This window comes from Pseudomonas sp. CFBP 5748, assembly GCF_053850495.1.
Genome location: NZ_JBSPTN010000016.1, coordinates 1 through 26,345, shown reverse-complemented (window position 1 = coordinate 26,345; position 26,345 = coordinate 1). Strand labels below are relative to the sequence as shown.

Here is a 26,345-nt window from a genome sequence, read left to right as displayed (position 1 = left end):
GAAAACAACTAAGCTCTTTTGACTTTGAAACGTCCCAGCACGCGCTGCATCAGCGAGGCTCGCTCCGAAAGGTCCTTGGCCGCCACCGCGCACTCTTGCGAGTTTGACTGGTTTTTCTGCGTCACTTCATCGATCTGCTCCAAGCCGATGCTAGCCTGCTGCAAGCCCGAAGCCTGCTCGCTGGAAGCTTGGTAAATCAGCGAAACCAGGTTGGAAACCGCGCTGGTTCCAGTGACGATGTTTTTCAGCGATTCGGCGGTCCGGCCGGCGATGATCATGCCGCGTTGCGTCTTGCTCGATGAGTCGGCGATCAAGGCCGCCGTCTGCTGGGCGGCCTCGGCGCTGCGGGCGGCCAAGCTGCGCACTTCGTCTGCGACCACGGCAAAACCACGCCCAAGCTCACCCGCCCGGGCGGCTTCGATGGCCGCGTTCAACGCCAACAGATTGGTTTGTGCGGCAATATTGTCGATGGTGGTGATGATCGCGGTGATGTCCTTGCCCGAGTTGTCGATTTCGGCCATGGCGGCAATCAGCTCGCTCATCAATTTATCGCTCTCCCCCGCATCGGCACGGGATGCCTGGGATTGCTCGTCGGCCTTCTTGGCGTTGGCGGCGTTGTCCCGGGTCTGCGCGGCCATTTGCGTCATCACCGCGCTGATTTCGGTAATGGACGACGCGGAATTCGACGCGCCATCGGACAATGACTGGCTCAGATCAGTGACCTGCGCCGAGCTGCCGGTAATCTGCGTGGCGCTGGTCTGCACCTCGGAAATCAGCTGGTTCAGGTTGCTGACCATCTTCTCCAGTGACTTGCCCAGGGTATCGTGGGGCGAAGACAAGCGGACCTCCAGGTCCAGGTCTCCTTCAGAAATGCGCTCGGCCACACGAACCTGTCGTTGCAGGCTTTCGGACATGTCGTTAAGAGCCGCAGACAATTGCCCGACTTCATCCTCGGATTTCTGCACCAGGCGACGAGAAAAATCGCCCAGGCTGATGTTGGCGGCCAAGGCCGCGGCCTCGCGAATCGGCCCGACGATTTTCGCGGCGGCATACCACAGGGCGGCCAGGGCCAACAGGGAAATGACCATCCCCACCGACACTTGCCAGATGCTGTTATTGATACTGCGCGCCTGCAGCTCCTGCTCCAGGGCAATCGCCTGGCTCATGACCACGGCCTTGGGCAGACGGATCAACACCGCCCAGGGCTTGCCTGTGCGACCCAGCGTAATGGGCATCAGCACTTCAATATGCTGGGTTTGTGGATTGAGCAGGCCATTGCCACGACCGCTCTGGATGTCGCGCAGTACGTTTTCCCAGGACTCAGGCAACAACGCCTTGATGGGTTGGCCAATCAAGTCAGTACGCTGGCTGTCCGCAACCACCAGGCCCTGGTTACTCAGGATCGTCACCGTGCCTTTGCCACCGTAGAGCTCGGCAGACATCTGCTCACTGAGCTTCTGGATAAAGGCAATATCGAAATCCGCCCCGACCACACCATAGAACTTGCCATTGGCGACGATCGGAACCGACAAAGTGGTCAGCCAGACGTTTTTACCCTGGACCACATAAGGAATGGGGTCCAGCACGCTTTCCTTCAGGGTATCGCGCGGGCCGCTGTACCAGCCGCCCTTAGGCACGCCGTTGGGGTGACGATCCGGGGAGTCGTACTCGACCAACGGCTGCACCGCGACATGGCCACCGGCGCTGCGGGTCCAATAAGGGGTGAAGCGCCCGGTCAGTGGATTATTGCCATCCTGGGCATTGCGAAACGCCTGATCCTGCCCGTCCAGCGCATCCGGTTCCCAGCAGGAATAGGTACCGTTGAAATCAGGGTTATCCTTGAGGACGCTGAGCAATACCGTATTGACCTGCTCCCGGCCCAATGCCAGGGGGCTTTGCGTGACTTTGCTGGCGGCAAAGGCATTGGCCATGGTGCGGGCCGCATCCAGGGCATTTTGCAACTTGGCCTGGATGGCGTTGGCCCGCGACTCGGCCAGGTTTTGAATTTCCCGGATCGTTGATTTTTCAACCAGTGCGCTGACCTCGGTCGCGACATATTGCTCATTGGCCCGAGCCGTGAAGAGCCCATATACAACCAGGCTGATGGATGAAACAAACAGGCATATGCCTGCCGTGACACAAATTCGTGCCTGCAATGATCTGAATTTCATATCGTCCCCTGCCTGATTCTTTTTGTTGCCAACGTTAAAGAGCGAAAGCCTCTAACTTTTGCACGACGCGGCGAATAACAATCAATCCGCGCTGTTTACGCGGCCCACGAGGCAATCGCCTTGAAAGGGCATGGCGGTACAGCTGCTTTATAAGTATTTGAAACGTGGTGGGTTGGGGCGTAAATCCAGCTCTATTCGCCTGGAAAGCAATAGAGGTATTCAAGTCAGGAACCGAAGGCCTTATGTGCCAGGACAATAAGGGCGATAGGTGGAAAGAATGTGAAAACCTGCTTTTCCAGTAACCACAGGGTCACCCTTGATAATGCCGCAGAATCCATTCAGACCAATAACCACAACAGCAAATTAACACGCTCTGGTTTTATACAAAATCAAACTTAGGCGTTATACAAAACAGTACTTTAGTCGTAACTCACCAAAGACCCGACATGCGGATGAAAGTACCCGCGATTGATGTGTACACCGTGCGGAACCGAGAGGATCTGTGGCGCGCGCGGCATCACGCCAGGCTATTTGATCCTGGGGAAGCGCCGTCGCACTATCGGCTGTAGGAGGGTATCGCCAATGGCAATGGCTGCGGGTTGGCGATGACCCAGCGCACGGCCAACTCACAGAGGCGCTCGGTCTGCCCGGCGTTATCGTTACCCCCCCGCAGAATGGCAGCCAGCGCCCGCGCTTCAGCGAGTTCGGCCGCAGGCAGGGGCACGGCGGCGCCCACGTGGTTAAGCAGAGCCGCCAACATCGCTTTGAAATCCGCGTCCCAGTTGGCCGAGCCGTTGTGGTGAATCTCTCGGGAGATACGGCCACTGATGCGGATCACCTCACCCTGCACCGTCGCTGCGGCGCCAGAGGATGGCACCAGCATCTCCCACAGTTGCTGATGCTGATCAGGCCAGCCACTGGCCGTTACGACGATAGCGGCCTGACCGTCGTGAACCTTGCGGGAGGCAACGGGAGTAACGTCGAAAAGACGATAAAGATTGGCCAGGGCCGCGTCCGTTGCCTCGAGGTAGTCCGGGTTGAAGGAGGCCCGGTGAAACTCGAATTCACGGCCGATGCGCTGCACCTCAGCGAGCATGCCGTCATCGGGTTGCAGCCCTGCCGCAAGCAGAATCTGGGCGATTTTCGCAGTGGCCTCGATATCGGCATTGCGGCTAGTCGCCAGGGCAATATGCAGCACACCCTGTCCCTGCCGACTCTTGGCATCGACATTGGCGCCTCGACGGATCAGGGCTGCGATGGCCTCGGCTTTGTGACTGTTGGCCGCGGCATGCAGTGGTGTATAGCCCTGGTAATCCTGCGCCTCGATATCGGCTCCCAAATCCAGTAGCAGATCGACACCGCCAATCCAACTCGAACTGCGATGGTGCAGGGGCGTTCGTTGGTAAGTGTCACGGGCATTAATGTCGGCGCCCTGCTCCACCAGCCAGCGGGCCAGTTCGTCGGGGCAGTTGTAGAAGCCCAGCGCAGAGCTCTTGCTGTAACCGCCGGTGGCTTCAAGCTCGCATTCATCGAACACGGCGACCAGCTCGGCAAACGAAGCCTGCTCCAGCAACTGACCGAAATCCTTCGGCAGTGTCTTGCGTTTACGCTTACCCATGGCGAAGGTCACCGTTCTGATCCAAAGATTCTTCAGCCTAAAATTACATAGTCATTGGTCACGGCCATCCGAATGGAGATCAGACTTTTCTGGTCCTCGGCAAGAATATCGCCAACACCCCAAACAACGGCAGGAACGAGCACAACCAATACACGTACTCGATGCCACGGATGTCCGCCAGATGCCCCAGGAGCGCGGCGCCAATCCCGCCAAAACCGAACATCAACCCAAAGAATACGCCGGCGATCATCCCGACATTGCCCGGCACCAGCTCCTGGGCGTACACCACGATGGCCGAGAATGCCGAAGCCAGGATAAAGCCGATGACCACGCTGAGGATGCTGGTCCACAGCAGGTCAACGTGGGGCAGGATCAAGGTGAACGGCGCCACGCCCAGGATCGAGAACCAGATCACCGCCTTGCGCCCGATCCTGTCTCCAATGGGGCCGCCGAAGAAGGTTCCCGCCGCCACCGCACCGAGGAACAGGAACAGGTGCAACTGCGAAGACGCCACTGACAGGTCGAACTTTTCGATCAGGTAGAAGGTGAAGTAGCTGGTGAAACTGGCCATGTAGAAGTACTTGGAAAACACCAGCAGCCCCAGCACTACCAGCGCACTCAAGACCCGCCCTTTGGATAAACCGTGAGTAGCCGCCTGGCCTTGCTTGAGCTTGAACAGGTTCAGGTGGTTGGCGTACCAGCGGCTGATGCGGTACAGCACGAACAGCGCAAACAGTGCGAACAACCCGAACCAGGCCACATTGCCTTGCCCGTAGGGAATGATGATCGCGGCCGCCAGCAAAGGGCCGAAGGCAGAGCCGGCGTTCCCGCCGACCTGGAACGTCGACTGTGCCAGCCCATAACGGCCGCCCGAGGCCAGTCGTGCGACCCGCGAGGCTTCCGGGTGAAAGGTCGATGAGCCGATGCCGATCAGCGCGGCGGCCAACAGAATCAAAGGGAAACTGCCGACCATGGACATCATCACGATACCGATCAGCGTGCACACTGTTCCGGCCGGCAGCAGCCAGGGCTTGGGATGCCGGTCGGTGTGATAGCCGACCCAGGGCTGCAGCAACGAAGCCGTCAGTTGGAAGGTCAGTGTGATCAAGCCAACCTGGGTGAACGTCAGGCCATAGCTTTCCTTGAGCATCGGATAGATCGACGGCAGCACCGCCTGGATCAGGTCGTTGATCAGGTGCGCCAGCGCCACGGCACCGATGATCCGCATGACCAGGGGACTGCTTTGCGCTGGGGCGGGAATAGACGGGGTGTCCGCCTGGGTATTGCTCAGAGCCATGGGATTTTCCATACGACAGATGGGTGCACACGGGCAGGTGCGTCAATGTGCCATTTTTCGGTGCAGCACGGCTATCCCCTTAGCTTGCTATCGAACTAGAAAATTGTCGGAAACCAAGGTGATAGCGCAACGCCATGGTCTGAATCTTGCCTTGTTAATGGTCTATAACGCGGCCTCTTACAAAGGGGACCGAGAATGGGAAGTTTCGCTACAGAGCTGGCCTACCGAGCCGATTTGGACAAACTTTCGAGGCCTTTTAAAAGGGCACCTGTTTCTGCACTGTGTAGAAACGCACAAAAACAGTGCAAAGGTGTTCAGGGGAGTATGGGCATGCAGGCTTTTCTATCACCGGGCATCGGATTGCTGGGACGTTTCGGCTTCGCCCGTAAATTCCAGCTGTTGTTCCTGCTTTTCATCCTGCCACTCATGGGCAGCCTATGGCTGATCGGCCAGGACTATCGCGACAAACTCAGCCTGATTTCCGGGGAGCGCGCCGGGGTACGCCAGTTGCTGGCCCTGGATAACCTGGACAACCTGATCACCGCCCAGCGCAACCGCGCGGCCCGTTGGCGCGCCACCGAAACCAATCGACAACCGACTCCGGCAACCCTGGCCGCGATGGCGGCTTTCGATGCTGTGCAACCGGCCCTCAACCAGGCCGCCGTCGACCTGGGCACCACCTTGCAAACCGAGGGCGCCGAAGCCGACACCATCGCCCGCTATCAAACCCTGCAAACCAGCCTCAACGGCCTGGATTCGAAGAACCTGGGCGCCGTGGGCTGGTGGCCAGACGGTTACGATCGTTTCACCACGGCCCTGAGCGCACTGCAAGCCTTGCGCGAGCAAATGGTCATGGACAACCGCCTGACCCTCGCCTCCTGGTTGGAGACGTATTTGCTGACGCAGATTTCCACCCAACAGACACCGGACCTGATTGAACGGGTTGGCCGCCTGGCCAGCGTCGGCCAAGCCTCCGTGGTGTCGGGCCAGTTCACTTTGCAGAGCCGTCTGCAACTGCGGGACCTGCGCAGCCGTATCGGGGACGCCCGGGACCAGTTGGTCAAAACCGGGGCATTGCTGGAAACACGCCTGCCCAGCGAGCTGCAAACCTGGGCCGGACAATTCCAAGGCAGCCTCAAGCACCTGGATGCGGGCCTGAAAGTACTGGATGACGGCGTGTTTGGCGGCTCCATCAATCTCAAGCCGGAAGACTTCGAGAAACACATGGATGCCCTCCTGGCCAACCTGGCCACCTTGCGACAACAGTCGCTGGTGGCATTGGACAGCCGACTGGACCACTACCACGGCTCGGCGATCCGTCAATTCACGCTGGTGGCAACAGTGCTTGGCTGCCTGTTACTGGCCGCACTGTACCTCTTCATCTGCCTGCAAGCGTCGATCCGCCGCAGTGCCAGCGGCATCACCCTGCTGGCCGAAGCCCTGCGTGACGGCAATCTCAGCTTACAAGTGCCGGTACAGGGGCGCGACGAACTGGCGGCCATCAGCACCGCCCTCAACGTCGCCGTGGTACAGCTGCGCAACAGCCTGCTGGGGGTGGACCACGAAACGTTGCAGTTGAGCAATGCCGTACGCACCCTTAACACTCACTCCAGCGGTGCCCTGGACGAAGTCGAAGCCCAGCAGATGCAGATCAGCCAGATTGCTGCCGCCGCGACACAACTGGCCGCCACGTCTCAAGGGGTGGCGAGAAGTTGTGAACAGGCTTCTGACAGCGCCCAACAGACCCGGCGCATCGCCACCGACAGCAGCCGCGACAGCCAACGCACCACGGCGAGCATCCAGCAGCTCAACCAGCGACTCAACGAAACCGCCGCCGCACTGGGCCGGGTCAGCGAACAGGGGCAGCAGATTCAATTGGTGGTCGATACCATCCGTGGCGTGGCCGAGCAGACCAACCTACTGGCCCTCAACGCCGCCATCGAAGCCGCTCGCGCCGGGGAACAAGGACGTGGTTTTGCGGTGGTGGCCGATGAAGTACGCAGCCTGTCGCAACGCACCCAGTCCTCCACGCAACAGATTGCCGGCACCGTCGACAGCCTGCGGGCCACGGTCAACGAAGCGGTCAGCCTGATGGAAGCCGCCTGCGGCCAGGCCCAGACCGACGCCCAAGCCGTCACCGGCCTTGGCGAACGCCTGGCAGAAATCGCCAGCGCCGTGCAAAGCGTCACCGACACCCTGGCGCAAATCGCTACCGCGGTGGATGAGCAAGCCAGCACGGCCGACGAGGTCAGCGGCAATATCCAGCAGGTCGATCAAGCGGCCATGCGCTTGCTCGATGGCGCACGGGCCGTGAACCTGGCGGCGGATACCCTGAGCAAGGGAAGCCAGGCCTTGAGTGCCAATACGGGGAGATTTCAACTCGGTTGACGGACATTTGCAGCGAGGATTGATAAGCGGTTGAAAGCGTAGAGAAATATTTCAGATTTACGCTTGACACATCTTCGTTACCGGCGAATAATGCGCGCCACTTGGCTACATAGCTCAGTTGGTTAGAGCATAGCATTCATAATGCTGGGGTCCGGGGTTCAAGTCCCTGTGTAGCCACCAAGTACTAAAAACGGCTTATCGAAAGATAAGCCGTTTTTTTATGCCTCGAAAATAGCGCCTGCTCCCTCAGGTTTGTTCGTTCCACCGTGGCGAGGGAGCTTGCTCCCGCTGGACTGAGCAGCAGCCCCTTTTTTTGAACGCTGGGCACTCAAGCACCCTCGCCACAGTGCAGACAGGCAAGCCGGAAATTTAGGCGGCCAGCCTCGTGCTGATTTGCGCCCCACGCCTCGCGTCGCTACAGTCGGTTCTATCTCCCTGGCCCACGGATGGAGCGACACATGTTTACAGATCTGAAACCCAATCTTCATCGCCTGTCAGCTGTTTCGCTGTTGGCTGTCGCTCTGACGCTCACTGCCTGTAAGGCTCCACCCTCCTCCTCCTCCACACCGGCACTGCCCGCCCCACCGGAAATCGCGGCCGGCTACCGCGCCGATCTACAGTCCCGCCACGCCGACAAGCACATGGCTGCCGCGGCCAACCCGTTGGCGGCTGAGGCCGGGCGGGAGATGTTGCGACGTGGCGGCTCAGCCATCGACGCAGCCATTGCGATGCAGGCGGTGCTGACCCTGGTGGAGCCGCAATCCTCTGGCATCGGCGGGGGGGCGTTCATTGTGTTGTGGGACGGCAAGGCTGTGCGCACCTATGACGGTCGCGAAACGGCACCGGCTGGCTCCACCGAAAGACTTTTCCTGCAGGCTGACGGCAAACCCATGCCGTTTACTGCCGCACAGATCGGCGGTCGTTCCGTGGGTACACCGGGGGTGTTGCGCGGACTGGAACTGGCCCATCGCAAACATGGCCGTCTCGAATGGGCGACGCTGTTCGAGCCGGCCATCGCGCTGGCGGAGCAGGGCTTCGCGATCTCTCCCAGGCTGCATGCCTTGATCGCGTCCGACCCGTCGTTGCCGGGCTCGCCAGACATGGCGGCCTACTTCCTCAATGCCGATGGCAGCCCAAAGGCGGTCGGCACCGTGCTGAAAAACCCGGCATTGGCCGGCGTGCTCAAGCGCATCGCCCACGAAGGTCCCGATGCCTTGTACAAAGGGCCGGTTGCCGAGGAGATCGTCGCCAAGGTGCAGGGCCACGCCAACCCCGGCAGTCTTTCGCTGGCGGACCTCCAGGGCTACACCGCACGGGAGCGGCCAGCGCTATGCACCGACTACAAGCGCTGGCAAATCTGCGGCATGCCACCACCGTCTTCGGGCGGGGTTGCCGTGGCGCAGATCCTCGGGACGTTGCAGGCCCTCGAACAGCGCGACAGCAACGCGGCCCTTGCGCCCTTGAAGCCCCTCAAGACCGCTAAACCCGCCGGCATTGAACCCGCCCCCGAAGCGGTGCACCTGATCGCCGAAGCCGAGCGCCTGGCCTATGCCGACCGCGCCCAATACATTGCCGATCCAAATTTTGTAGCCGTGCCGCTCAAAGGCCTGGTCGATCAGGGTTACCTTGCCAGCCGCGCCAGCCTGATCGGCCCTCGCAGCATGGGTGTCGCCAAGCCCGGCACACCACCGGGCATCCAGGTGGCCTATGCCCCGGACCGTTCACCCCTGCGTATTTCCACCTCGCAAGTGGTGGCCGTGGATGACCAGGGTGGCGCGGTGTCCATGACCACGACGGTGGAATCGGCGTTCGGCTCACACTTGATGGTCCAGGGCTTCATGCTCAATAACCAGATGACCGACTTCTCGTTCATCCCCGAAGAGAATGGGCAAAAAGTCGCCAACCGCGTCGAGCCTGGCAAACGCCCACGTTCGTCCATGGCACCGACGCTGATCTTCGATCATCAGGGTAGACTCCTGGCCGCTGTCGGCTCCCCCGGCGGCTCGCAAATCATCGAATACGTCGCCAAGTCAGTCATTGGCCTTCTGGATTGGGGCCTGGACCCGCAAACCGCCATCAACCTCCCCAACTTCGGCAGCCGCAACGGCCCCACCGAACTGGAACAGGGCCAGTTCAGCCCGGCGTTGATCCAGGCATTGAAGGATAAAGGCCACACCGTGAGCGAAATCGACATGAACAGTGGCACCCAGGCAATCGTCCGGGTGCGTGACGGGCAAGGAAAAGTGTCACTGGCTGGCGGGGCGGACCCACGGCGCGAGGGTCAAGCACTGGGGGATTGATCAATCTCGCTCTGGGGTTGATAGACCAGCAGATCGGCTGGCTGACATTGCAGATAGCTGCAAATGGCTTCGAGGGTCGCCAGCCGTATACCCTTGACCTTTCCTTGCTTGAGCAAGGAAAGGTTGGCTTCGGTAATACCTATGGCCGCGGCAAGATCCTTGGACTTGACCTTGCGCATCGCCAGCATTACATCCAGTTGAATAACGATAGGCATGAGTATCTCAAACAAAAGTTCGGTTTTCTGAGTCGACTTCACTGGCCTGGGACAGTATCCGGGCAATGATCGCAATACAGGCCGCAAGAAACAAAGCGACAAAAGACGGGGCGGTAATGCTGAGGGTAAGCAATCGCTGGCCGACCGGCGCATTGATCGTCACCAGCAGGCTGAGAAACGGTTCACACAGGAAATCCAGCAGCACCCATAGCGCAACCGCGCGCCCCGCCTTTCCCAGATAAACCGCTGCTTCGCTGGAAAAGTATTGGCCCTGGGCATACCGCTTGAACAACTGCCGCAGGTTGGCTAGCCCAGACGCCAGGACCAGCAAAGGAATACTCGATAAAAAGATCCCGCCAAGGCATTGCCAGCCAGTCAACTCCATCGCCCCGTCAGACAGGCTCGACAGCTGCCGCTCGGTCAGGGAAAACCCCAGGCCATATTGCGACGCCACCCCAGGAAACAGCCAGGCTGCGGCGTTGATGGCCATCATCGCGACAATGAAAACAAGCGTTATGGCAGCCATGCGCTGGCTGTACAGGGCAAGACGATTCGAATGCATGTGAGGCTCCAATAGAACAAGAGGAGCCCAAAACATAGCGGTAAAATTATCGCAAAACAATAATTAATATGTAAAAAACGATAAAATCAGGTCGACAATTGATTGGCGAACTGACTCACCGCATCAACCACTTTCTTCGCCCCATCCTGAATCTCGACAATTACCGTCCCCGCTTCGGCTGCCAGGGCCAGGCCCTGTTCAGCCTGGTGCTGACCGTCGGTCATCAGCGCTACGGCATTGCGGGCCATGTCCTGGTTCTGGCGAACCACGCTGACGATTTCATCGGTTGCCTGGCTGGTTCGCGACGCCAGTTGCCGCACTTCATCGGCCACTACGGCGAAACCTCGGCCCTGCTCTCCCGCCCGGGCCGCTTCGATGGCCGCGTTGAGCGCCAGCAGGTTGGTCTGTTCGGCGATGCCGCTGATGGTCTTGACGATGGTACCGATCACCTGGGATTGCTCATTCAGCGCCTCGATCCCTTCGCCGGCAGTCTGCATGTGCCGGGCCAAGTCGTGCATCACATCCACCGCCTGAGTCACGACCGTAGTGCCGCGCTGGGCGCAACTGTCCGTTTGCAATGAGGTGCTGTAGGCAATGTTGGCCGCTTCGGCGACGGCTTTTTCCTGGTTGACCTGGTCAGTGATGTTGGTAGCGAACTTGACCACTTTATACAGGCGCTCGTTGGCATCGAGCACCGGGTTGTAGGAGGCTTCCAGCCAGACCTCACGGCCATTGGCGTCGATACGCTTGAAGCGGCCGGCCACGAACTCGCCGCTGTTCAGGCGCTGCCAGAACTGCTGGTAGGCCGCGCTGTTGTATTCTTCAGGCTCGCAAAACAGGCGATGGTGCTTACCCTTGATCTGCGCCAGGCTGTAACCCATGGCGTTGAGGAAGCGGTCATTGGCCGTCAACACGTGACCGCCGAGGTCGAACTCAATCACCGCCGTTGAACGCACCAACGCACCGATGAGGTTTTCATGCTCGCGAGACCCCTCGATGGTGCGGGTCAGGTCACTGGAATACATTGAAAAATAGCGGACTCGCCCATCAGCTGCCCGCACTGGCTGAAGGATCGAACGCAACCAGGCTTCCTGGCCATTGCCTCGCAACAGGCGCACGGCACCCGAGAAGTGTTCCCCACGGGTCAGCGCCGACTTGAAGCGAATCTGGAACTCGTTGGATTTCAAATACGCCGGGACAAGTTCTTCGACAGGCCGGCCAATCAAGTCCTGGCTCTTGTAGTGCATTTCGTCGAGAAAATTCTGATTGACCGTTTGCACCCGCCCGTCGGCATCCAACGTGAGCGCCAGCATTTCGCGGTCCAGGCTTTCTTTCACTTGCATGAGGCTGGACAGTTCTTGACGAAGAGCCGACAGCTCCTGCTTCAAGCGTTTGTTGAACATGGGCAAGCTCCGGCAGGCAGGAGAATTTAAAAATAGCTTGTTCTCTTGCCATCGGCCCGGTGATTTGTTTCTAAAGAGCACCACTGGTCGGCCTGGAAATTAATCGTGTGCCCCCTCGAACCCTGATGAACCTTCCATGGTCACTGGATTGTTCTACTGTTGGCCCCTGGCTGCTGAAGCCCTTGCCACTACCAATACCCATAACCATAAAAACGAGGTAATTGCCGTGACCACCGACATCCAAGACAGTCGCTCCGCCCGCTTCGCCTTGCGCTGCTCCAGTTTTGCCGAGCGCTGGTTTCCCGACTCGTGGGTCTTCGCCGCGTTGGCGGTGCTGGTGGTCGCACTGGCGACGCAACTGATCGGCGCCACCCCCATAGCCGCCGCCATGGCGTTCGGCGATGGTTTCTGGAGCCTGATCCCGTTCACCATGCAAATGGCCTTCGTGGTGATCGGTGGTTATGTGGTCGCCAGTTCGCCGCCGGCCGTCAAGTTGATCGATCGTCTGGCGCGTATCCCGAAGAACGGCCGCTCCGCCGTGGCCTGGGTAGCGCTGATCTCCATGGTCGCGTCGTTGCTCAACTGGGGCCTGTCGCTGGTGTTTGGCGGTCTGTTGGTGCGGGCCCTGGCCCGTCGCACCGATCTTAAGATGGACTATCGCGCCGCCGGCGCCGCCGCCTACCTTGGCCTGGGCGCTGTCTGGGCCCTGGGGCTGTCTTCGTCGGCTGCGCAATTGCAGGCCAATCCGGCCAGCCTGCCGCCGTCGATCCTGTCGATCACCGGGGTCATTCCGTTCACCCAGACCATCTTCCTCTGGCAGTCCGGGGTGATGCTGCTGGCGTTGATCGTGATCTCATTGATCGTCGCCTACGCCACCGCTCCCGGCCCGAACAGCGCCCGTGACGCCGCCGCCTGCGGCATCGACCCCAGTTTCAGCATGCCGGCGCTGCAGCCACGCACCCGCCCGGGAGAATGGCTGGAACACAGCCCGCTGCTGACCATCGCCTTGGTGCTACTCGCCGCTGGCTGGCTGTTCCATGAGTTCTCGACTAAACCGGCGATCAGCGCCATTTCCGGGCTCAACACTTACAACTTCCTGTTCCTGATGCTCGGGGCGCTCCTGCACTGGCGACCGCGCAGTTTTCTCGATGCGGTGGCCCGTGCGGTGCCCACCACCACGGGCGTATTGATCCAATTCCCGCTGTACGGTTCGATCGCCGCCTTGTTGACCACGGTCAAGGGCAGCGACGCCCAGACGCTGGCCCACCACATCTCGACCTTTTTCGTACAGATCGCCTCCCATGACACCTACGCCCTGTTGATGGGCGTCTACTCGGCGGTATTGGGTTTCTTCATTCCTTCGGGCGGCGGCAAATGGATCATCGAAGCGCCCTACGTCATGCAGGTGGCCAACGACCTGAACTACCACTTGGGCTGGGCGGTGCAGATCTATAACGCCGCCGAAGCGCTGCCGAACCTCATCAACCCGTTCTACATGCTCCCGCTGTTGGGGGTGTTGGGGTTAAAGGCCAGGGACTTGATCGGTTTCTCCTTCGTGCAGTTACTGGTGCATACGCCGCTGGTGCTGGCGCTGCTGTGGGCGCTGGGGACGACGTTGAGCTATTTGCCGCCAGTGATGCCATAAAGCCATAAAAAAGGGCCGATATTTCCGTCGGCCCACTTTTTCTTCGGCTCGGTCTGTTTCAGTATGGCTACGCCCTGTTTCGAGGGGTTCACACGCTGAAAAGGATCTGAGCATGTCCAAACTCGCCGTACTTTCTTTTGCCGCCCTGGCCTTCAGTGCCGCCACCCACGCCGCCGACATCGATGTACAGCTTGGCAGCACCGAACGAGTCACCCGCCTCTTCGCTTATCCCAACAACTGCAACGTGATTTGCTTTCGCGACTGGACCCTGGAACAGACCGTGGAGCATTACCTGACCCAAAGCGTCCAGCGCGACGGTTACAGCACGGCCAAGGTCAGCGTCAAACGCGACAACGATAAAGTCTATGCCCACATCAGCGGCGTGCCAAAGGACTATGGCCAACCGCTGAAGGCACTGCTCGACGCGGGGGACCTGGCGTACAACGGCGCCAGCAAACTCAACACCGACAAGAAATGGTCCTACAACTGGTACCTGTTCCTGCCGTTGGGCATGGCCCTGGAGAACCGCAAGAGTGTCGAGCTGTTGCACTTCCCACCGGATTACTCCCTGACCCAGGCCCAGGATTACCTGGAGTCGGCCACCACCGACCGCTGGGCCACGCTGCTGACCGTCAACGGCATTGCCGCTGACCAGACGCCCGCCTACCAGACCATCATCGATATCGCGCCAATCGCGGCCCCGTCCAATGCTGGCAGTACGCTGGAAGGACTCTACGATTATTTCAACGACTACCAGACCACCATGGTCAAGGAGGTCACTCAGGGCACAAGCGGGGCCGCGTTGCCGATGGTGGCTTTCGGCGCTCCTGTGAGGAACTGGATCAAGACCCAGTACGGCCAGACCGTGGGCGTGCTTGGCCTGGCAACCATCACCCCGGCCGCGGGGACCAAGGTTCCGGTGCTGGGCTCCAACCACCCAAGCTATATCTGGTACGCCGCTGACAAGGACAACTACGACGGTGACGAAGCCAAGGCAGATGCCGCCGGCTTGAAAGTCATGGGTCAGGACCTGAGTGCCGCGTGCTGGCAGGCCGGTATGGGCAGCAAGCCGGGCACCGATCCGAGCACCCTGCTGAACCAATGCACCCAGACTTGGCAGGTGACGCAAAAAGAGCAGACTTGCGAGTTGTTCTACACCTCGATTCGCAACCTCTCCCCGGCTGACGCGGAGAAAAAATGCGAAACGCCGGCGATCAAGTCGCAACTGCCGCAACTGAAGGTGCCAATGCCGTTGCCGGCTGAGGCGGTGTAAACCTCAGAATGTCCCGCGTCAGCCTAGGCTGACGCGGGACAACTCATAGGCCTTGAGACGATGGCGCTCAGGGCGCGTCGACCGGGCGCAAGCGATACTGCGGCGGCAATTGCTCGAAACCACTGATCGTGGTGTCCAGGCTTTTCCAGCGCCCGTCCTTGATGCCGTAGATACAGCCATGAATCGACAGACTCTGCCCACGGTGCCAGGCGTTCTGCACGATGCTGGTATGGCCGACGTTAGCCACCTGCTGGATCACGTTGAGTTCGCACAGACGGTCTACGCGCTCTTCTTCGGTGGGCAGCTTGGCCAACACTTCGCGGTTCTCGTAGTACAAGTCGCGAATCGAACGCAGCCAACCGTCGATCAGGCCCAGTTGGCGGTCCTGCATCGAGGCACGCACACCGCCACAGCCGTAATGGCCGGTGACCAGGATGTGTTTGACCTTGAGCACGTCCACCGCGTACTGGATCACCGACAGGCAGTTGAGGTCAGTGTGCAGCACCACGTTGGCCACATTGCGGTGTACGAACAGATCCCCCGGCAGCATGCCGACGATCTCGTTGGCCGGCACCCGGGCATCGGAACAGCCGATCCACAGATACTCCGGGGTTTGCTGACGGGCCAGCTTGGCGAAGAAGTCAGGATCCTCCTGCTTGATCGCATCGGCCCAGCGCGCGTTGTTATCAATCAGATCTTGTAATTCGTTCATGCTTCTAGCCCTCGAGAATAGTGCGCAACTTTGACAGTCGACCGCCTGTCGAGGTCACTTCAATGATGCCGTTGGAATTCTCGGCACGGCTGCGGGTCCACCCAGTAAGGCCCACAGTATGAGGAATTGCCATGAATGATTCACGACGTCCCTTTGATGCGGTGCAACCGGAGCCCATCGACGACAACGAAGACCGCATGGGCTCGCTGCATGAGCTGAAATTCGACGAGGATGAGCCCAGCGCGAAAATCGGCGACGAACTGCCGGACAACGAACGCGAACAGTTGATGCCACCGGAACGTGTGCGCGAAGCGGGTATGACAGGAGCTTCGACGGAGGATCACGAACCAACCGACGACGACATGAGCCCGGAAACACTTATCCGCGAAGACGGTGCCCGGGACGCCCACGAAGCCGGCGACGACGAACGGGCGGACTGGGACCTGAGCGTGGTGGATGAAAATGATATTGGCGGGGGCGACGGGCTGGATGAGGCGGAAATGGCAAATATCGATCCGTTGGATGGCAAGCGGTAAGCGCCGATAGGGCTGACGCCATCGCGAGCAAGCTCGCTCCCACAGGGGGTGGCGTTCAGTCGACCAGCGTGCAAGCCATGACCACCGCATCTTCACGCCCGCCCACCGCCGGGTAGTAATCCCGGCGCCGGCCAATTTCATTGAAGCCATAGCGCTCATACAGCCGGAACGCCGTGCGGTTGCTGTCACGCACTTCCAGAAAACACTCCCGGGCCTCGGCCTTGTAGGCAATGGACATGAGGTGTTCCAGCAGACGCAGGCCCAGGCCACGGCCCTGGTTTTCCGGTTTGACGGTGATATTGAGCAGGTGCGCCTCATCCAGGATGATCTGCACCACGCCATGGCCCACTTGCTGCTGGCCTTCGAACATCAGCCAGATCTGGTATTTGCCCAGTCCGTCGAGAAATATCCCTCGGGTCCAGGGGTGACTGTAGGCCGCGTATTCAATTTTCAGCACAGCGTCGAGGTCCGCCTCGGTCATCGGGCGGAACGATACAGCGTCACTCATTCGATTCTTTCCAGCGCGCCATCAGCCGGCGCATGGCTTGCCAGACATCAGCCTTGCGCTGTGGCGTGTCCATTAACAGTTCCAGCCCGGGCAACGCCCAGGCCGAGCCCAGGCCTTCGACCTGCAATTCGCGATTGAACGCTTCGGCATCCGCCTCGCCGGCAAACTTCACCGCCGGCAGGCCGATCAGCCACAAACACGCACAGGGTTCATCTTCGAGCCGCGCCGAAACAAAACCCTGAACGAAATCCCGCGCCGCTTCCGGCCCCTGGTCCATGGTGCCGCGGGACAACAGCGGCCAACGCACCGGCTCACCGATAATCTGCGGGCTGTCCGGCAGGCCGGCGGCGCGTAGCATGTCCTTGAGCAGCAGGTAGGCCGGATCGCGACTCTGGAAGGGGTCGCCCGTGGGCAGTTCCACCAGCAACAAGCAACGCCCGGCCCGCAGCAACTGCAGGGCGAAACGCGGCGGCGCGACGTAGGGTGCCTTGACTGGCGCCTCCACAGCGTCTTCCACCGGTTTGGCGTTGGTGCGGGTCGAGGCCAGGCTCGGACGCGGAACCTCGACTTTCGGCCGCTCGACCACGGGCGCCACCGGCTCGGCAACCGTTGCGGCCACGGGCGCGGTCACGACCGGCGCAATGTACTCGGGCTCGGGCATGTCCAGCAGCTCGGGCCGCGATGGGGCGGCGAACGGTAATTCGGTACGCGGCAGCCAGTTGACCACCTGCATGGCGCTCAGATAGGCGCGGCGACGGGACTCGATAAGCAAAGGTCGGCCACTTGTGGATAACTGAAAGTGGGAGGGATTCTACCGCCCTTCGACGCGGATCGCTTCCCTGTTGAGCCAATAGTTGATCGATACCACACGACAGTCCGTCTCAGGGGTGAATCGCAAGCGGCCCGATGCAGTACAATCGCCGCTTTTAATTGCCAACCCGACGGCCATTGCGATGATCGAACCCAAGCGCGTCTTGCGCGCCCTCGCCGAACACTGGGCATTGCTGGAACCTTTGTGCGAGCACTTCGACCAGGGCACCCTGAGCCTCAACGAATTGCGTTCACAGCTGGCCGCCCAACAACTGGACAGCACGCCCCAGGACATCACCAGCCTGCTGGACGTGTGGATCCGCCTGGACATCCTCGTGCCAGTGGCGAAAAGCCCGAATCGCTTCGAGCTCAACGCCCAGATCCACGACTTCCTCGCTTACCTGCGCCGCGAACACCGTCTGGGCCTGTGCCTGGAGATCGAAGCCTACCTGCGTCACCTTGAGCGCCTGGCCGGCTACATACAGGACGCCTTCGATATACGCGACGGCAACGACCTGGCCCGTCAGCTGCGCCTGCTGGACATGCGCGTGCGCGACGTCCTCAAGAAACTCGCCAACGATGAACAGGCCCTGGTGGCCGTGGCCGAACGGGCCAAGACCAGCGACCGGCAGATCCCCCTGCGTCAGCGCTACGCCGAAGTGCTGGCGACCTGGGACGAATACGTCGAACCGATGATCCAACTGGTGAACGCCGACGGTGCGTTCGAGCAAGGCGTGCGCAAGGTCGAGAACGTGCTGTTGCGCATGCTCACCGAACAGCAGCGCCTCGGCCACCTGGTGGACGATGACATGCTGCTGCGCACCCACGCGCGCATCCTCGAAATGCAGACCAGTGCCCAACTGACCTTGCGCCATGCCCGCGAACTGCTCCTGCCACTGCGCGAAGAGGCCCGCCGCCACAACGCCGTGACCCGTGGCGCCGCCCTGGCCCTGGCGGCTATTCGGCGCAAAGGCATCGATGCCGTGCCGCAGGCCGCCATGCCGTTGTTCACCCGGCCGCAAAGCACCTTCCTGGGCAGTGCGAGCCAAGTCGAAGCCTATGTCTACGCCCTGGCCCGTTTCGAGCCAAAGCCGACGCGCTTCCCCAAGTCCCACAAGACCCACAAGGGCGGCGAGGCGCCGCGGGCACCACGCACGGTGCGCGAGATGGTCGAGCGTTGCGAAGACGCCCTGCCGATGCCGGACTTGATGACCTGGCTGCTGGAGCAGGAACCGGACGGCGCCACCGACGAATTGCTGTACTGGTTCTCGCGCCTGTCGCGGGAAAAACGCTTCAAGCGCGAGCGTCTGGAACGCCGCGACTACCACACTCACGAGCATCAGGTCAGCCTGCGCTCCTTCGCCCTGCTCTCGGCCCGCGACAACGCCGCCGAGGATTCTGCGAGCATCCCCCATGCATCTTGATCTATCCGAACTGTCCCAGCTGGCGCCGATCTTTCGCGAGCTGTTCAAGGGTTACCACGTCAGCCGCCGCGACCCGGAACTGTACGCGCAACTGTCGAACTTCCAGGACCAGTACCGCACGCTGTTCAAAGCCCTGGGTTTTGAGCTGGTGTGCGACACCCGTGGCTTCTATTACTTTGTGCCAGACCTCGCTGCCGCCGCAGTGAACAAGACCGCCCAGCGCCTGGCGCTGTTCACATTCATCCTGGTCGAGCACCTGGCCGACCAGGGCCGCGACCCGATCGCCGTGCTCGACGGTGGTAGCCTGGGCCGCGATGAACTGCCCTCACTGCTGGACAAGTACCGCGACCTGTTCATCCAGGCCGAAGTGCAGACCCAGGAAGAGCTGGAGGAAAAAATCATGCGGCGCATGACCCAACTGGGTTTTGCCGGCGAGGAAAACGGTGTGTACCGCTTCCTGCCACCGATGCACCGTTTCCTCGACGTCTGCCTGTCGGTCCAGCAGGACCGCGACCTGGCCGCCAGCCTGCACAGCGTGCTGCCGTTGCCCGTGCCGGTGCTGATCGACGAAGACAGCGACGAGAAGCTGCTGCAAACCGATGATCCGCTGGACCTCAGCCCCTTTGATGCCGAGAGCGAAGAAGACGCACTGGCCCGCGCCATTGCCGAAGAACAGGAGACCGACGCATGAGCAAGGAACGCTACGGCATCCGCCGCTTTGCCCTTTTGAACACCGCAGGCTACAGCCTCGGCCTGTTCCCGCTGGAAGAACCGCTGTCGGTGTACGGCGCGAACAACCTCGGTAAATCCGCTTCGATCAACGCCCTGCAGTTCCCGATCCTGGCACGCATGTCGGACATGAGCTTCGGCAAGTACAGCCTGGAACAATCCCGGCGTTTCTACTTTGCCTCGGACACCAGCTACATCCTGGTGGAAGTCGCCCTGCCCCACGGCCCACACGTGATCGGCGTGGTCGGTCGCGGCCCCGGCGGCGGTTTCGGTCACCAGTTCTTTGCCTACGCCGGCAAACTGGACCTGGCCCACTACCAGAAAGACGACACCTGCCTGCGTCAGAAAGAACTGTTCACCAACCTGGAGCGCGAAGGCCTCAAAGCCTACGAGCTCAAGCCCGATGAACTGCGGCGGTTGTTGGTAGGCGGTCATACGTCCATCCCGCTGGACCTGACGCTGATCCCGCTGCGCTCCACCAGCGAGCAAAGCCTCAAGACCTTCCGCGCGCTGTTCATCAACCTGCTGCACATGCGCGAAATCACTGCGGCCAAGCTCAAGCAACTGTTCCTCGATGCCTTCGAGCACAGCCTGCGCTCCGGTAGCGTGGATTACATTGCGGCGTGCGAAGAAGCCTTCCGCGACGTACGACGCATGGAGCAGGACTACAACTCCCTGGTCGCCGCCGGCCCGCTAGTGGAAGCCCTGGCCAATGGCGTGAAGCAGCGCGACATTCTGCGCGGCAAACTGCATCGCCTGTCGCCATTGCTCGACTCGTTGCTCGGCACCTGGTCGGACTACGCCAGTGCGCGCAAGGAAGAGCTGACCATCCAGGCCGAACACTACCGCAACGAACAGGATTCGCTGCAGAACGACCAGCGCGGCGGCACTCAGGAACTGATGCGCCTGGAGCGGGAAATCAGCGGCATCCAGCGCTGGATCGGCGAGCTGTCGGTGCTCAAGAACCGCTTTGCCCTGGTGGATGACGTCAAGGTCCTGGAGCAGCAACTGCTCGCGGCCAAGGACGCCCACGACGAACTGGCCGGTGCCCTGGCCCAGTCGCGGCAGTTCAGCGCCGAAGACCTGGAAGAGCGCCTGCGGGATCTGGAAAAACGCCTGAAGTCGGTCAAGCAGCAACTCGACCACGCCGACAACAACAGCTACGCCCGCCTGCGCGAAGAGTTCTCGCAGCAGGACGTCGAACGCCTGATGCGCCTGTTCAACAGCGCCCTGTTCAGCCTGCCACTGGGCGAACACGGCATCGCGCTGGACGAGAACGGCGAGTGGGTCAAATCCATGGAGCTGATCCTCGACGGCTTCAAGGGTGAACGTTTCGAAGTACCGGGCCTGTCCATCGACCTGTCCCACATCGAGCCGCCAGCCCTGCAAGCCCTGGCTGACCGCGCCGCGCTGCGCGACCAGAAAGAGCGCCTGGAAAAAGAACTCAAGCAGCTCAAGACCCAGCAAGCCGTGGCCGCCGACCGCGCCGCGAGCAAGACCCAGACCGAAGCCCTGTACCAGCAGGTGCTGGATGCGCAAAAAGCCTTGGAAGACTTCCGCCGCAGCCAGACCCTGAGTGCCGAAGAAGGCGAGAAACTCGAACAACTGGCGCAAATGGAAGCCGCCCAGGACGAACTCAAGCGCTCCAGCGATGCCTTCACCGAGCGCGTCCAGCAACTGTCCGCCAAGTTGCAACTGGTGGGCCGGCAGATCGCCGACATGGAAGCCAAGCAACGCACCCTCGACGATGCCTTGCGCCGTCGCCAATTGCTGCCGGCAGACCTGCCGTTCGGCACGCCGTTCATGGACCCGGTAGACGATTCCATGGACAACCTGCTGCCGTTGCTCAATGACTACCAGGACAGTTGGCAAGGCCTGCTGCGGGTCGACGGCCAGATCGAAGCGCTGTATGCCCAAGTGCGTCTCAAGGGCGTGGCCAAGTTCGACAGCGAAGACGACATGGAACGGCGCCTGCAACTGTTGATCAACGCCTATGCCCACCGCACTGACGAGGCCCTGACCCTGGGCAAGGCACGGCGTGCGGCCGTGACTGACATCGCCCGGACCCTGCGCAACATCCGCAGCGACTACGACAGCCTCGAACATCAATTGGCGCTGTTCAACCGCGAGATCAACAAACGTCAGGTGTCCAACCTGCAGAGTTTCCGGATCGTCCTGGCGCCGAACAAGGAAGCGCTCAAGCACATCGACCAGATCATCCACAGCGCCGGCCAGTACGAAGAAGGCGAGACGCTGTCGGTGTTCGATCTCAGCCAGAGCGCCGAGCAGGACAACAAGAACGAAGAAGCCAAGGAATACCTGGCGCGGCTGGTGGCGGCGAACCACAACCAGCTCGGTCTCAAGGACTTGTTCGAACTGGCCTTCGAGATCACCAAGGTCAACGGTCAGCCCGTGATCCACACCGACATCGATGGCGCAGCGTCCAATGGCACCACCATGACCATCAAGGCGCTGACCAACATGTATTTGTTGCTGCACCTGATGGACCGCGAACAGGCCGGCCGCGTGCGCCTGCCGTACTACCTCGACGAAGCGGCGGACATCGACGAGAAAAACCAGGCGGCTCTGCTGGAAACCAGTCTGCAACTGGGCTTTGTGCCGATCCTGGCCAGTGTGAAACCGCAAGTCTGCGCCAGTGTCGCCATCGACCTGGAAGGCGGCAGCGGTCCGAACGGCATCTACATCGACGAAGCGGACTGGAAATACATCCGTCGTCACGATGCGGTGAGGGCCACGGTGAATGTACAGGCCGATGAGCCGGAGCTGGATCCGGTGTGATGTGAAAAGCCGGAAATGAAAAGGCCGCGATCCAAATGGATCGCGGCCTTTTTTTTCATTGCGCTATTTTTGAGTCTTCAGCGCTACTGATGGCCTCATCGCGAGCAAGCTCGCTCCCACATTGGATTAGCGTCGTGCTTGATCTCTATGAACAACACTGCCCCCTGTGGGAGCGAGCTTGCTCGCGATGGCGTCAGTACAGGCGACGCTATTGTTACTTACCGAGGCTGATCTTCGGCGCCCAGGTCAGCCACTCATCTTCAAACTTGTCGAACAGCGGGAAGGTCTGCTGCGGCCGCGCCGGACTGCCCATTCTCTCGCCATCCGGCGTTGCGAAGGCAATGCCACCCTGGATCAGCGTTTCCAAAGATTCAGTTCGTACCGTCGCCCCTTTGAACAGACCGAAGTCCAGACCAAAGCCACTGGTATTCCAGAATCGCGTACCGCTACGCACCAACGGCGCATATTTTGGCTCGATCAGGACATGGATCAGCACCCGGTCCGCCGTCTGGCCCAGCTCATAACCGGTGACCTTGCCCACGGTTATCTCTCGGTAGGTCACCGGTACGCCAGTCTTCAACGAACCACGGCGAGCCGCGCTCAGTACCAGGCTCAAACCTGCTTCGGGCGCAGCGCTTTCCGGAGGGCTGGCCAGGGCCACGAAGCTTTTCTGCGGCCCGAGGTTTTTCGCCGAGGGCTGCACTTCGATGTACTGCCCGGTCACCAGCGTCTCCAGGTTGGAAGTCTTGATCAGCCCCAGCTCAGGCTTGACCACCCAGAACTGCGAACCCACCCGGGCAATGCGCTCTGGCACTTCGGTGATCCGCGCAGTGAGCAGTACCGATTGCAGATCGCCGCTGAGGTCCACATCCTCGATCTTGCCCACATCCAGCCCCTTGAAGCGGATCGGCGTACCGCTGTGCAAACCGTCGGCGCGGTCGACTTTGATCGTCACCACGGTGCCATTCTGTTGCGCGGCTTCGCGGTCCTCAAACAAGCGGAACCGGGGGATGCGCCTTTTCAACGGTACATTGGGCTCCGGCGTCTCGAAGGAAATCCCCCCGGCCATCAGGCTCTGCAAGGATTCACTCTTGACCTGGATCCCGCCTGTCAAACCACCGGTGAGAGTAATGCCGCTGGCGTTCCAGAACCGCGTCGAGCCGTTGACCAGCCCTTCGTATTCCTTCTCGATATGCACACCAATGATCAGCTGCTTTTTCTTGCGGGAGAACTGGTAGCTCTGCACCGACCCGACCTTGACCTGTTTGTAGAGGATTGGACTGCCAACCTCCAGCGATCCGAGGTTCTCGGTGAGCAAGACCAGGTGCAGGCCCGGTGAACGCAAGTCCAGCGGCGGCGCCTTCGCCCTGGCTTCGAATTCCCGTTGCGGCGCACCGCCCTTATCGCCTGGCCGGACGGCAATGTAGTTACCCTTGACCAGCGCCTCCAGACCGGTGATACCCGCCAGGGAGATCGACGGCTTGACGACCCAGAACTGAGTGCCGGTCACCAGATAGTCTTCAGCCAATGGGTCCAGAGTCAATTCAGCAGTAGCACTGGACAGGTCCGAGTCAACTTTGAGGGTCTTCAGGCTGCCAACCTGGATGCCTTTGTACATCACTGGCGTACGACCGGCTTGCAACCCTTCGAAGTCACTGAGTTTGACCTTCACCCGGATGCCGGCAGCCGCCGCGTCAAAGTCTTCGTAAAGACGAAACGGCAGGCTTGGGTCCGTTGGCGGACTGTCCTTGCGGCTTTCCGGCGTGGCGAAGGCAATCCCCCCGGCCACGATACTGGCCAACGACTCGCTGCGCACTTTGACGCCTGACAGGTTGGCATCGATGCTGATGCCGCTGGCGTTCCAGAAACGCGTGTGCTTGCGTACCAGGTTGGCATAGGTCGGCTCGATGAAGACTTTGACTTCAACCTTGCTCTGGTCCTCCGACAACAGGTAACTCTTCACCTGGCCGACCTGAATCTGTTTGTAGAACACCGGGCTGCCACGGTCGAGCGAGCCCAGTCGGTCAGCCTTGAGGGTCAGGTGCAAACCTGGCTTGGAGTCCGACAGTGGCGGCTCTTCGGCCAGGGCTTTGAATTTACGGGTCGACTCCCCTTCACCCGGGCTGATAGCCACGTAATTACCCGACACCAGCGTTTCCAGGCCGGTGATCCCCGCCAGGCTCACGCTCGGCTTGACCAGCCAGAAACGCGTTCCGGTCTTGAGGTATTGCTCGACATCCTTGTTCATTTCGATGGTCGCGACCACTCCCTTGGAGCTGCCTTCGTCATCCAGCGTGAGGGCCTTCACTTTGCCGACCGGCATGCCTTTGTAGACAACTTCAGTCTTGTTGAGCTGAATGCCTTCACCGCTCTCAAAGCGCACGCTGATCTGGATTCCGGTATCGGTATAAGCCCTCCAGCCGAGCCAGCCACCGATGATCAAGGCAATCAGCGGCAAGACCCAGATGGCTGACCAGTTCGAAGCCGGTCGGGTTTTAGCGGTAGGCAAATCAGTCATGGTCGTCATCCGACTCCGTGTTATCCCAAATCAGTCGGGGATCAAAGGTTACTGCGGCAATCATTGTCAAAATCACTACGCTGGCAAACGCAATCGCGCCGAGACCGGCTTCGACACTGGCAAGCCGACCGAAATTCACCACAGCCACCAAAATGGCGATCACGAAAATATCCAGCATCGACCAGCGGCCAATGAACTCAATAAAGCGATACATGAGGATACGTTGCTGTGCAGACATGGGCTGGTGCCGCTGCACGGAAAACAGTAACAAGGCGATGCCCACCAGTTTGAAAGTGGGTACGACGATACTGGCGATGAACACCACCGCGGCGATAGGAATCATGCCGTGTTGTACCAACTCGATGACCCCGGACATGATGGTACTCGGAGCACCTTGGCCCAGCGAGTTGATGGTCATGATCGGTAACATGTTGGCCGGAATGTAGAGAATCGCCGCCGTGATCAACAATGCCCAGGTGCGCATCAAGCTGTTCGGGCGACGGGGATGAACCAGTGCGCCACAACGGGTACAGGTTTGTTGGTCAGCGTCCGCATCCTGCCGGTTCAACTCATGGCATTCAGTACAGATCAGAATGCCTGCATCAATCGCCCGCATGGGCATCCTCTCCTGATAACGCTTGCCAGATCTGATGTGGCGACATGACCACCTCCAGCCAGACCTGGACCAGCAACAAACTGACAAAGCACACCAGGCCAAGGCCTACGGTAATCGCTGCCATATCCGCTAACTTGACGATGGCTACCAGTACGCCCATGAGGTAGACCTCGAGCATTCCCCAGTCTCGCAAATGGTGATAAATGCGGTACAGCAACAGACCGTAACTACGGCCTATATTGAAGCGAATGGTCAGCAGCACAGCCAGCTGGCAAAGCAGCTTGAGCAACGGAATGCCCATGCTGCATAGGAACACCACCACCGATACGCCCTGCATGCCAGTATTGAACAGACCGATCACACCACTCCAGACGGTGTCCTGGGAGGACTGCCCGAGCAAATTGAGTTGCATGATGGGTAAGAAGTTTGCCGGCACATATAACAGCAGAGCGGCGATGACCAAGGCAAGACTGCGTTCGACCACATTGTGCCGATGGGCGTAGAGCTCATACCCGCAACGGGGGCACTCGGCTTTTTCGCCGTGGGCCAGTTGCGGCTTGCGCATCAACAGGTCGCACTCATGGCACGCCACCAGATCATCCAGAGGTAAATCTGACAATCGATGAGTGTCTGACGGATCGGACATAAAAGAGCTCTGGCTCAGCTAAGTTGGGGCTATTCTAGTGCTGTAACTCGAAAATAACTGTGCAAATTTATCAAGCTTTCGCACACGCTTTTCTTGCAGGCAAAACAAAACCCCTACCTGCATCAGCAGATAGGGGTTTCGGAATTTAATCTTGACGATGACCTACTCTCACATG

General features: G+C 60.2%; 19 protein-coding genes, 1 tRNA gene and 3 pseudogenes. 9 read left to right on the top strand and 14 right to left on the bottom strand.

The features are described from left to right. Positions 1–8: 8 nt before the first annotated feature. From ACWNZ1_RS26035 to ACWNZ1_RS26020, 4 genes and pseudogenes are all read right to left on the bottom strand, one after another. Positions 9–797: a methyl-accepting chemotaxis protein gene (locus tag ACWNZ1_RS26035; protein ID WP_456027973.1), complete on the bottom strand. Its 789-nt coding sequence runs from the start codon at positions 795–797 to the stop codon at positions 9–11. 111 nt (positions 798–908) lie between these two features. After that, positions 909–1,931 (bottom strand): annotated as a pseudogene (locus ACWNZ1_RS26030) (PDC sensor domain-containing protein); the annotation flags it as partial. A 796-nt stretch (positions 1,932–2,727) separates the two neighbouring features. Next, on the bottom strand, positions 2,728–3,789 hold the full coding sequence (locus tag ACWNZ1_RS26025) for an ankyrin repeat domain-containing protein (RefSeq protein WP_456027971.1): 1,062 nt from the start codon (positions 3,787–3,789) through the stop codon (positions 2,728–2,730). 79 nt (positions 3,790–3,868) lie between these two features. Next, positions 3,869–5,086, bottom strand: coding sequence for an MFS transporter (locus tag ACWNZ1_RS26020; RefSeq protein ID WP_135847157.1), 1,218 nt, complete (start codon positions 5,084–5,086; stop codon positions 3,869–3,871). 195 nt (positions 5,087–5,281) lie between these two features. Between ACWNZ1_RS26020 and ACWNZ1_RS26015 the strand changes: the two genes are divergently transcribed. From ACWNZ1_RS26015 to ggt, 3 genes are all read left to right on the top strand, one after another. Then, a complete protein-coding gene (locus ACWNZ1_RS26015; protein ID WP_456027970.1) occupies positions 5,282–7,474 on the top strand; it encodes a methyl-accepting chemotaxis protein in 2,193 nt (730 codons plus the stop codon). Positions 7,475–7,577: 103 nt separating this feature from the next. Next, positions 7,578–7,654, top strand: a tRNA-Met gene (locus tag ACWNZ1_RS26010). Positions 7,655–7,932: 278 nt separating this feature from the next. Continuing rightward, complete coding sequence (ggt, locus tag ACWNZ1_RS26005) at positions 7,933–9,774, top strand: gamma-glutamyltransferase (protein ID WP_256453745.1); 1,842 nt, start codon at positions 7,933–7,935, stop codon at positions 9,772–9,774. Here the strand turns inward: ggt and ACWNZ1_RS26000 are convergent. From ACWNZ1_RS26000 to ACWNZ1_RS25985, 4 genes and pseudogenes are all read right to left on the bottom strand, one after another. Next, a complete protein-coding gene (locus tag ACWNZ1_RS26000) occupies positions 9,756–9,989 on the bottom strand; it encodes a helix-turn-helix domain-containing protein (RefSeq protein WP_135847167.1) in 234 nt (77 codons plus the stop codon). The genes ggt and ACWNZ1_RS26000 overlap by 19 nt on opposite strands. A gap of 7 nt (positions 9,990–9,996) precedes the next feature. Next, the gene (locus ACWNZ1_RS25995) at positions 9,997–10,551 is read right to left on the bottom strand and encodes a DUF2975 domain-containing protein (protein WP_135847168.1); all 555 of its coding nucleotides are present in this window, start codon (positions 10,549–10,551) and stop codon (positions 9,997–9,999) included. A gap of 86 nt (positions 10,552–10,637) precedes the next feature. Next, a pseudogene (locus tag ACWNZ1_RS25990) lies at positions 10,638–11,066 on the bottom strand (methyl-accepting chemotaxis protein); the annotation flags it as partial. A 111-nt stretch (positions 11,067–11,177) separates the two neighbouring features. Continuing rightward, positions 11,178–11,864: pseudogene (locus ACWNZ1_RS25985) on the bottom strand (PAS domain-containing protein); the annotation flags it as partial. Between the two features lie 316 nt (positions 11,865–12,180). Between ACWNZ1_RS25985 and ACWNZ1_RS25980 the strand changes: the two are divergent. Further along, positions 12,181–13,599: a short-chain fatty acid transporter gene (locus ACWNZ1_RS25980; RefSeq protein ID WP_135847170.1), complete on the top strand. Its 1,419-nt coding sequence runs from the start codon at positions 12,181–12,183 to the stop codon at positions 13,597–13,599. A gap of 112 nt (positions 13,600–13,711) precedes the next feature. Beyond that, positions 13,712–14,872 (top strand): hypothetical protein, encoded by a 1,161-nt coding sequence (locus ACWNZ1_RS25975; RefSeq protein WP_135847171.1) that lies wholly within the window; start codon positions 13,712–13,714, stop codon positions 14,870–14,872. A 67-nt stretch (positions 14,873–14,939) separates the two neighbouring features. On the opposite strand, the gene can is transcribed toward ACWNZ1_RS25975, so the two are convergent. Next, positions 14,940–15,584, bottom strand: coding sequence for a carbonate dehydratase (gene can / locus ACWNZ1_RS25970; RefSeq protein WP_135847172.1), 645 nt, complete (start codon positions 15,582–15,584; stop codon positions 14,940–14,942). Positions 15,585–15,715: 131 nt separating this feature from the next. Here can and ACWNZ1_RS25965 point away from each other — a divergent pair, with 131 nt between their 5' ends. Next, positions 15,716–16,120, top strand: coding sequence for a serine kinase/phosphatase (locus tag ACWNZ1_RS25965; RefSeq protein ID WP_456027969.1), 405 nt, complete (start codon positions 15,716–15,718; stop codon positions 16,118–16,120). A 55-nt stretch (positions 16,121–16,175) separates the two neighbouring features. On the opposite strand, the gene rimI is transcribed toward ACWNZ1_RS25965, so the two are convergent. Together rimI and ACWNZ1_RS25955 are read right to left on the bottom strand one after the other, a co-directional pair. Continuing rightward, entirely contained in the window at positions 16,176–16,628 is a 453-nt protein-coding gene (rimI, locus tag ACWNZ1_RS25960) for a ribosomal protein S18-alanine N-acetyltransferase (RefSeq protein ID WP_003205585.1), read from the bottom strand. Then, complete coding sequence (locus tag ACWNZ1_RS25955; RefSeq protein WP_256453746.1) at positions 16,621–17,400, bottom strand: energy transducer TonB; 780 nt, start codon at positions 17,398–17,400, stop codon at positions 16,621–16,623. Before ACWNZ1_RS25955 ends, rimI begins: the two co-directional genes overlap by 8 nt. Positions 17,401–17,581: 181 nt before the next feature. Here ACWNZ1_RS25955 and mksB point away from each other — a divergent pair, with 181 nt between their 5' ends. Genes mksB through mksF form a run of 3 tightly spaced genes read left to right on the top strand, consistent with a single transcriptional unit; the run spans position 17,582 to position 22,390 of the window. Beyond that, on the top strand, positions 17,582–18,862 hold the full coding sequence (gene mksB, locus ACWNZ1_RS25950; protein ID WP_135847175.1) for an Mks condensin complex protein MksB: 1,281 nt from the start codon (positions 17,582–17,584) through the stop codon (positions 18,860–18,862). Next, on the top strand, positions 18,852–19,553 hold the full coding sequence (gene mksE, locus ACWNZ1_RS25945) for an Mks condensin complex protein MksE (RefSeq protein ID WP_135847176.1): 702 nt from the start codon (positions 18,852–18,854) through the stop codon (positions 19,551–19,553). Before mksB ends, mksE begins: the two co-directional genes overlap by 11 nt. Next, a complete protein-coding gene (gene mksF / locus ACWNZ1_RS25940) occupies positions 19,550–22,390 on the top strand; it encodes an Mks condensin complex protein MksF (RefSeq protein WP_210640920.1) in 2,841 nt (946 codons plus the stop codon). Before mksE ends, mksF begins: the two co-directional genes overlap by 4 nt. Positions 22,391–22,604: 214 nt before the next feature. Here the strand turns inward: mksF and ACWNZ1_RS25935 are convergent, their stop codons facing one another. Genes ACWNZ1_RS25935 through ACWNZ1_RS25925 form a run of 3 tightly spaced genes read right to left on the bottom strand, consistent with a single transcriptional unit; the run spans position 22,605 to position 26,170 of the window. Further along, a complete protein-coding gene (locus tag ACWNZ1_RS25935) occupies positions 22,605–24,908 on the bottom strand; it encodes a PqiB family protein (RefSeq protein WP_135847178.1) in 2,304 nt (767 codons plus the stop codon). Beyond that, entirely contained in the window at positions 24,901–25,524 is a 624-nt protein-coding gene (locus ACWNZ1_RS25930) for a paraquat-inducible protein A (RefSeq protein WP_135847179.1), read from the bottom strand. Before ACWNZ1_RS25930 ends, ACWNZ1_RS25935 begins: the two co-directional genes overlap by 8 nt. Next, the gene (locus tag ACWNZ1_RS25925) at positions 25,511–26,170 is read right to left on the bottom strand and encodes a paraquat-inducible protein A (RefSeq protein WP_265072383.1); all 660 of its coding nucleotides are present in this window, start codon (positions 26,168–26,170) and stop codon (positions 25,511–25,513) included. The genes ACWNZ1_RS25930 and ACWNZ1_RS25925 overlap by 14 nt, the downstream gene beginning before the upstream one ends. Between the last annotated feature and the right edge of the window lie 175 nt (positions 26,171–26,345).

Bases quoted from the DNA above. Each gene is read 5' to 3' on its own strand.
- ACWNZ1_RS26000 (WP_135847167.1), bottom strand. From the start codon at position 9,989: ATGCCTATCGTTATTCAACTGGATGTAATGCTGGCGATGCGCAAGGTC.
- ACWNZ1_RS25935 (WP_135847178.1), bottom strand. From the start codon at position 24,908: ATGACTGATTTGCCTACCGCTAAAACCCGACCGGCTTCGAACTGGTCA.
- ACWNZ1_RS25925 (WP_265072383.1), bottom strand. From the start codon at position 26,170: ATGTCCGATCCGTCAGACACTCATCGATTGTCAGATTTACCTCTGGAT.
- mksF (WP_210640920.1), top strand. From the start codon at position 19,550: ATGAGCAAGGAACGCTACGGCATCCGCCGCTTTGCCCTTTTGAACACC.
- ACWNZ1_RS25995 (WP_135847168.1), bottom strand. From the start codon at position 10,551: ATGCATTCGAATCGTCTTGCCCTGTACAGCCAGCGCATGGCTGCCATA.
- rimI (WP_003205585.1), bottom strand. From the start codon at position 16,628: ATGAGTGACGCTGTATCGTTCCGCCCGATGACCGAGGCGGACCTCGAC.
- ACWNZ1_RS25965 (WP_456027969.1), top strand. From the start codon at position 15,716: ATGAATGATTCACGACGTCCCTTTGATGCGGTGCAACCGGAGCCCATC.
- ACWNZ1_RS26035 (WP_456027973.1), bottom strand. From the start codon at position 797: ATGGTCAGCAACCTGAACCAGCTGATTTCCGAGGTGCAGACCAGCGCC.
- ggt (WP_256453745.1), top strand. From the start codon at position 7,933: ATGTTTACAGATCTGAAACCCAATCTTCATCGCCTGTCAGCTGTTTCG.
- ACWNZ1_RS25930 (WP_135847179.1), bottom strand. From the start codon at position 25,524: ATGCGGGCGATTGATGCAGGCATTCTGATCTGTACTGAATGCCATGAG.
- ACWNZ1_RS25975 (WP_135847171.1), top strand. From the start codon at position 13,712: ATGTCCAAACTCGCCGTACTTTCTTTTGCCGCCCTGGCCTTCAGTGCC.
- mksE (WP_135847176.1), top strand. From the start codon at position 18,852: ATGCATCTTGATCTATCCGAACTGTCCCAGCTGGCGCCGATCTTTCGC.
- ACWNZ1_RS26020 (WP_135847157.1), bottom strand. From the start codon at position 5,086: ATGGCTCTGAGCAATACCCAGGCGGACACCCCGTCTATTCCCGCCCCA.
- ACWNZ1_RS26015 (WP_456027970.1), top strand. From the start codon at position 5,282: ATGGGAAGTTTCGCTACAGAGCTGGCCTACCGAGCCGATTTGGACAAA.
- can (WP_135847172.1), bottom strand. From the start codon at position 15,584: ATGAACGAATTACAAGATCTGATTGATAACAACGCGCGCTGGGCCGAT.
- mksB (WP_135847175.1), top strand. From the start codon at position 17,582: ATGATCGAACCCAAGCGCGTCTTGCGCGCCCTCGCCGAACACTGGGCA.
- ACWNZ1_RS26025 (WP_456027971.1), bottom strand. From the start codon at position 3,789: ATGGGTAAGCGTAAACGCAAGACACTGCCGAAGGATTTCGGTCAGTTG.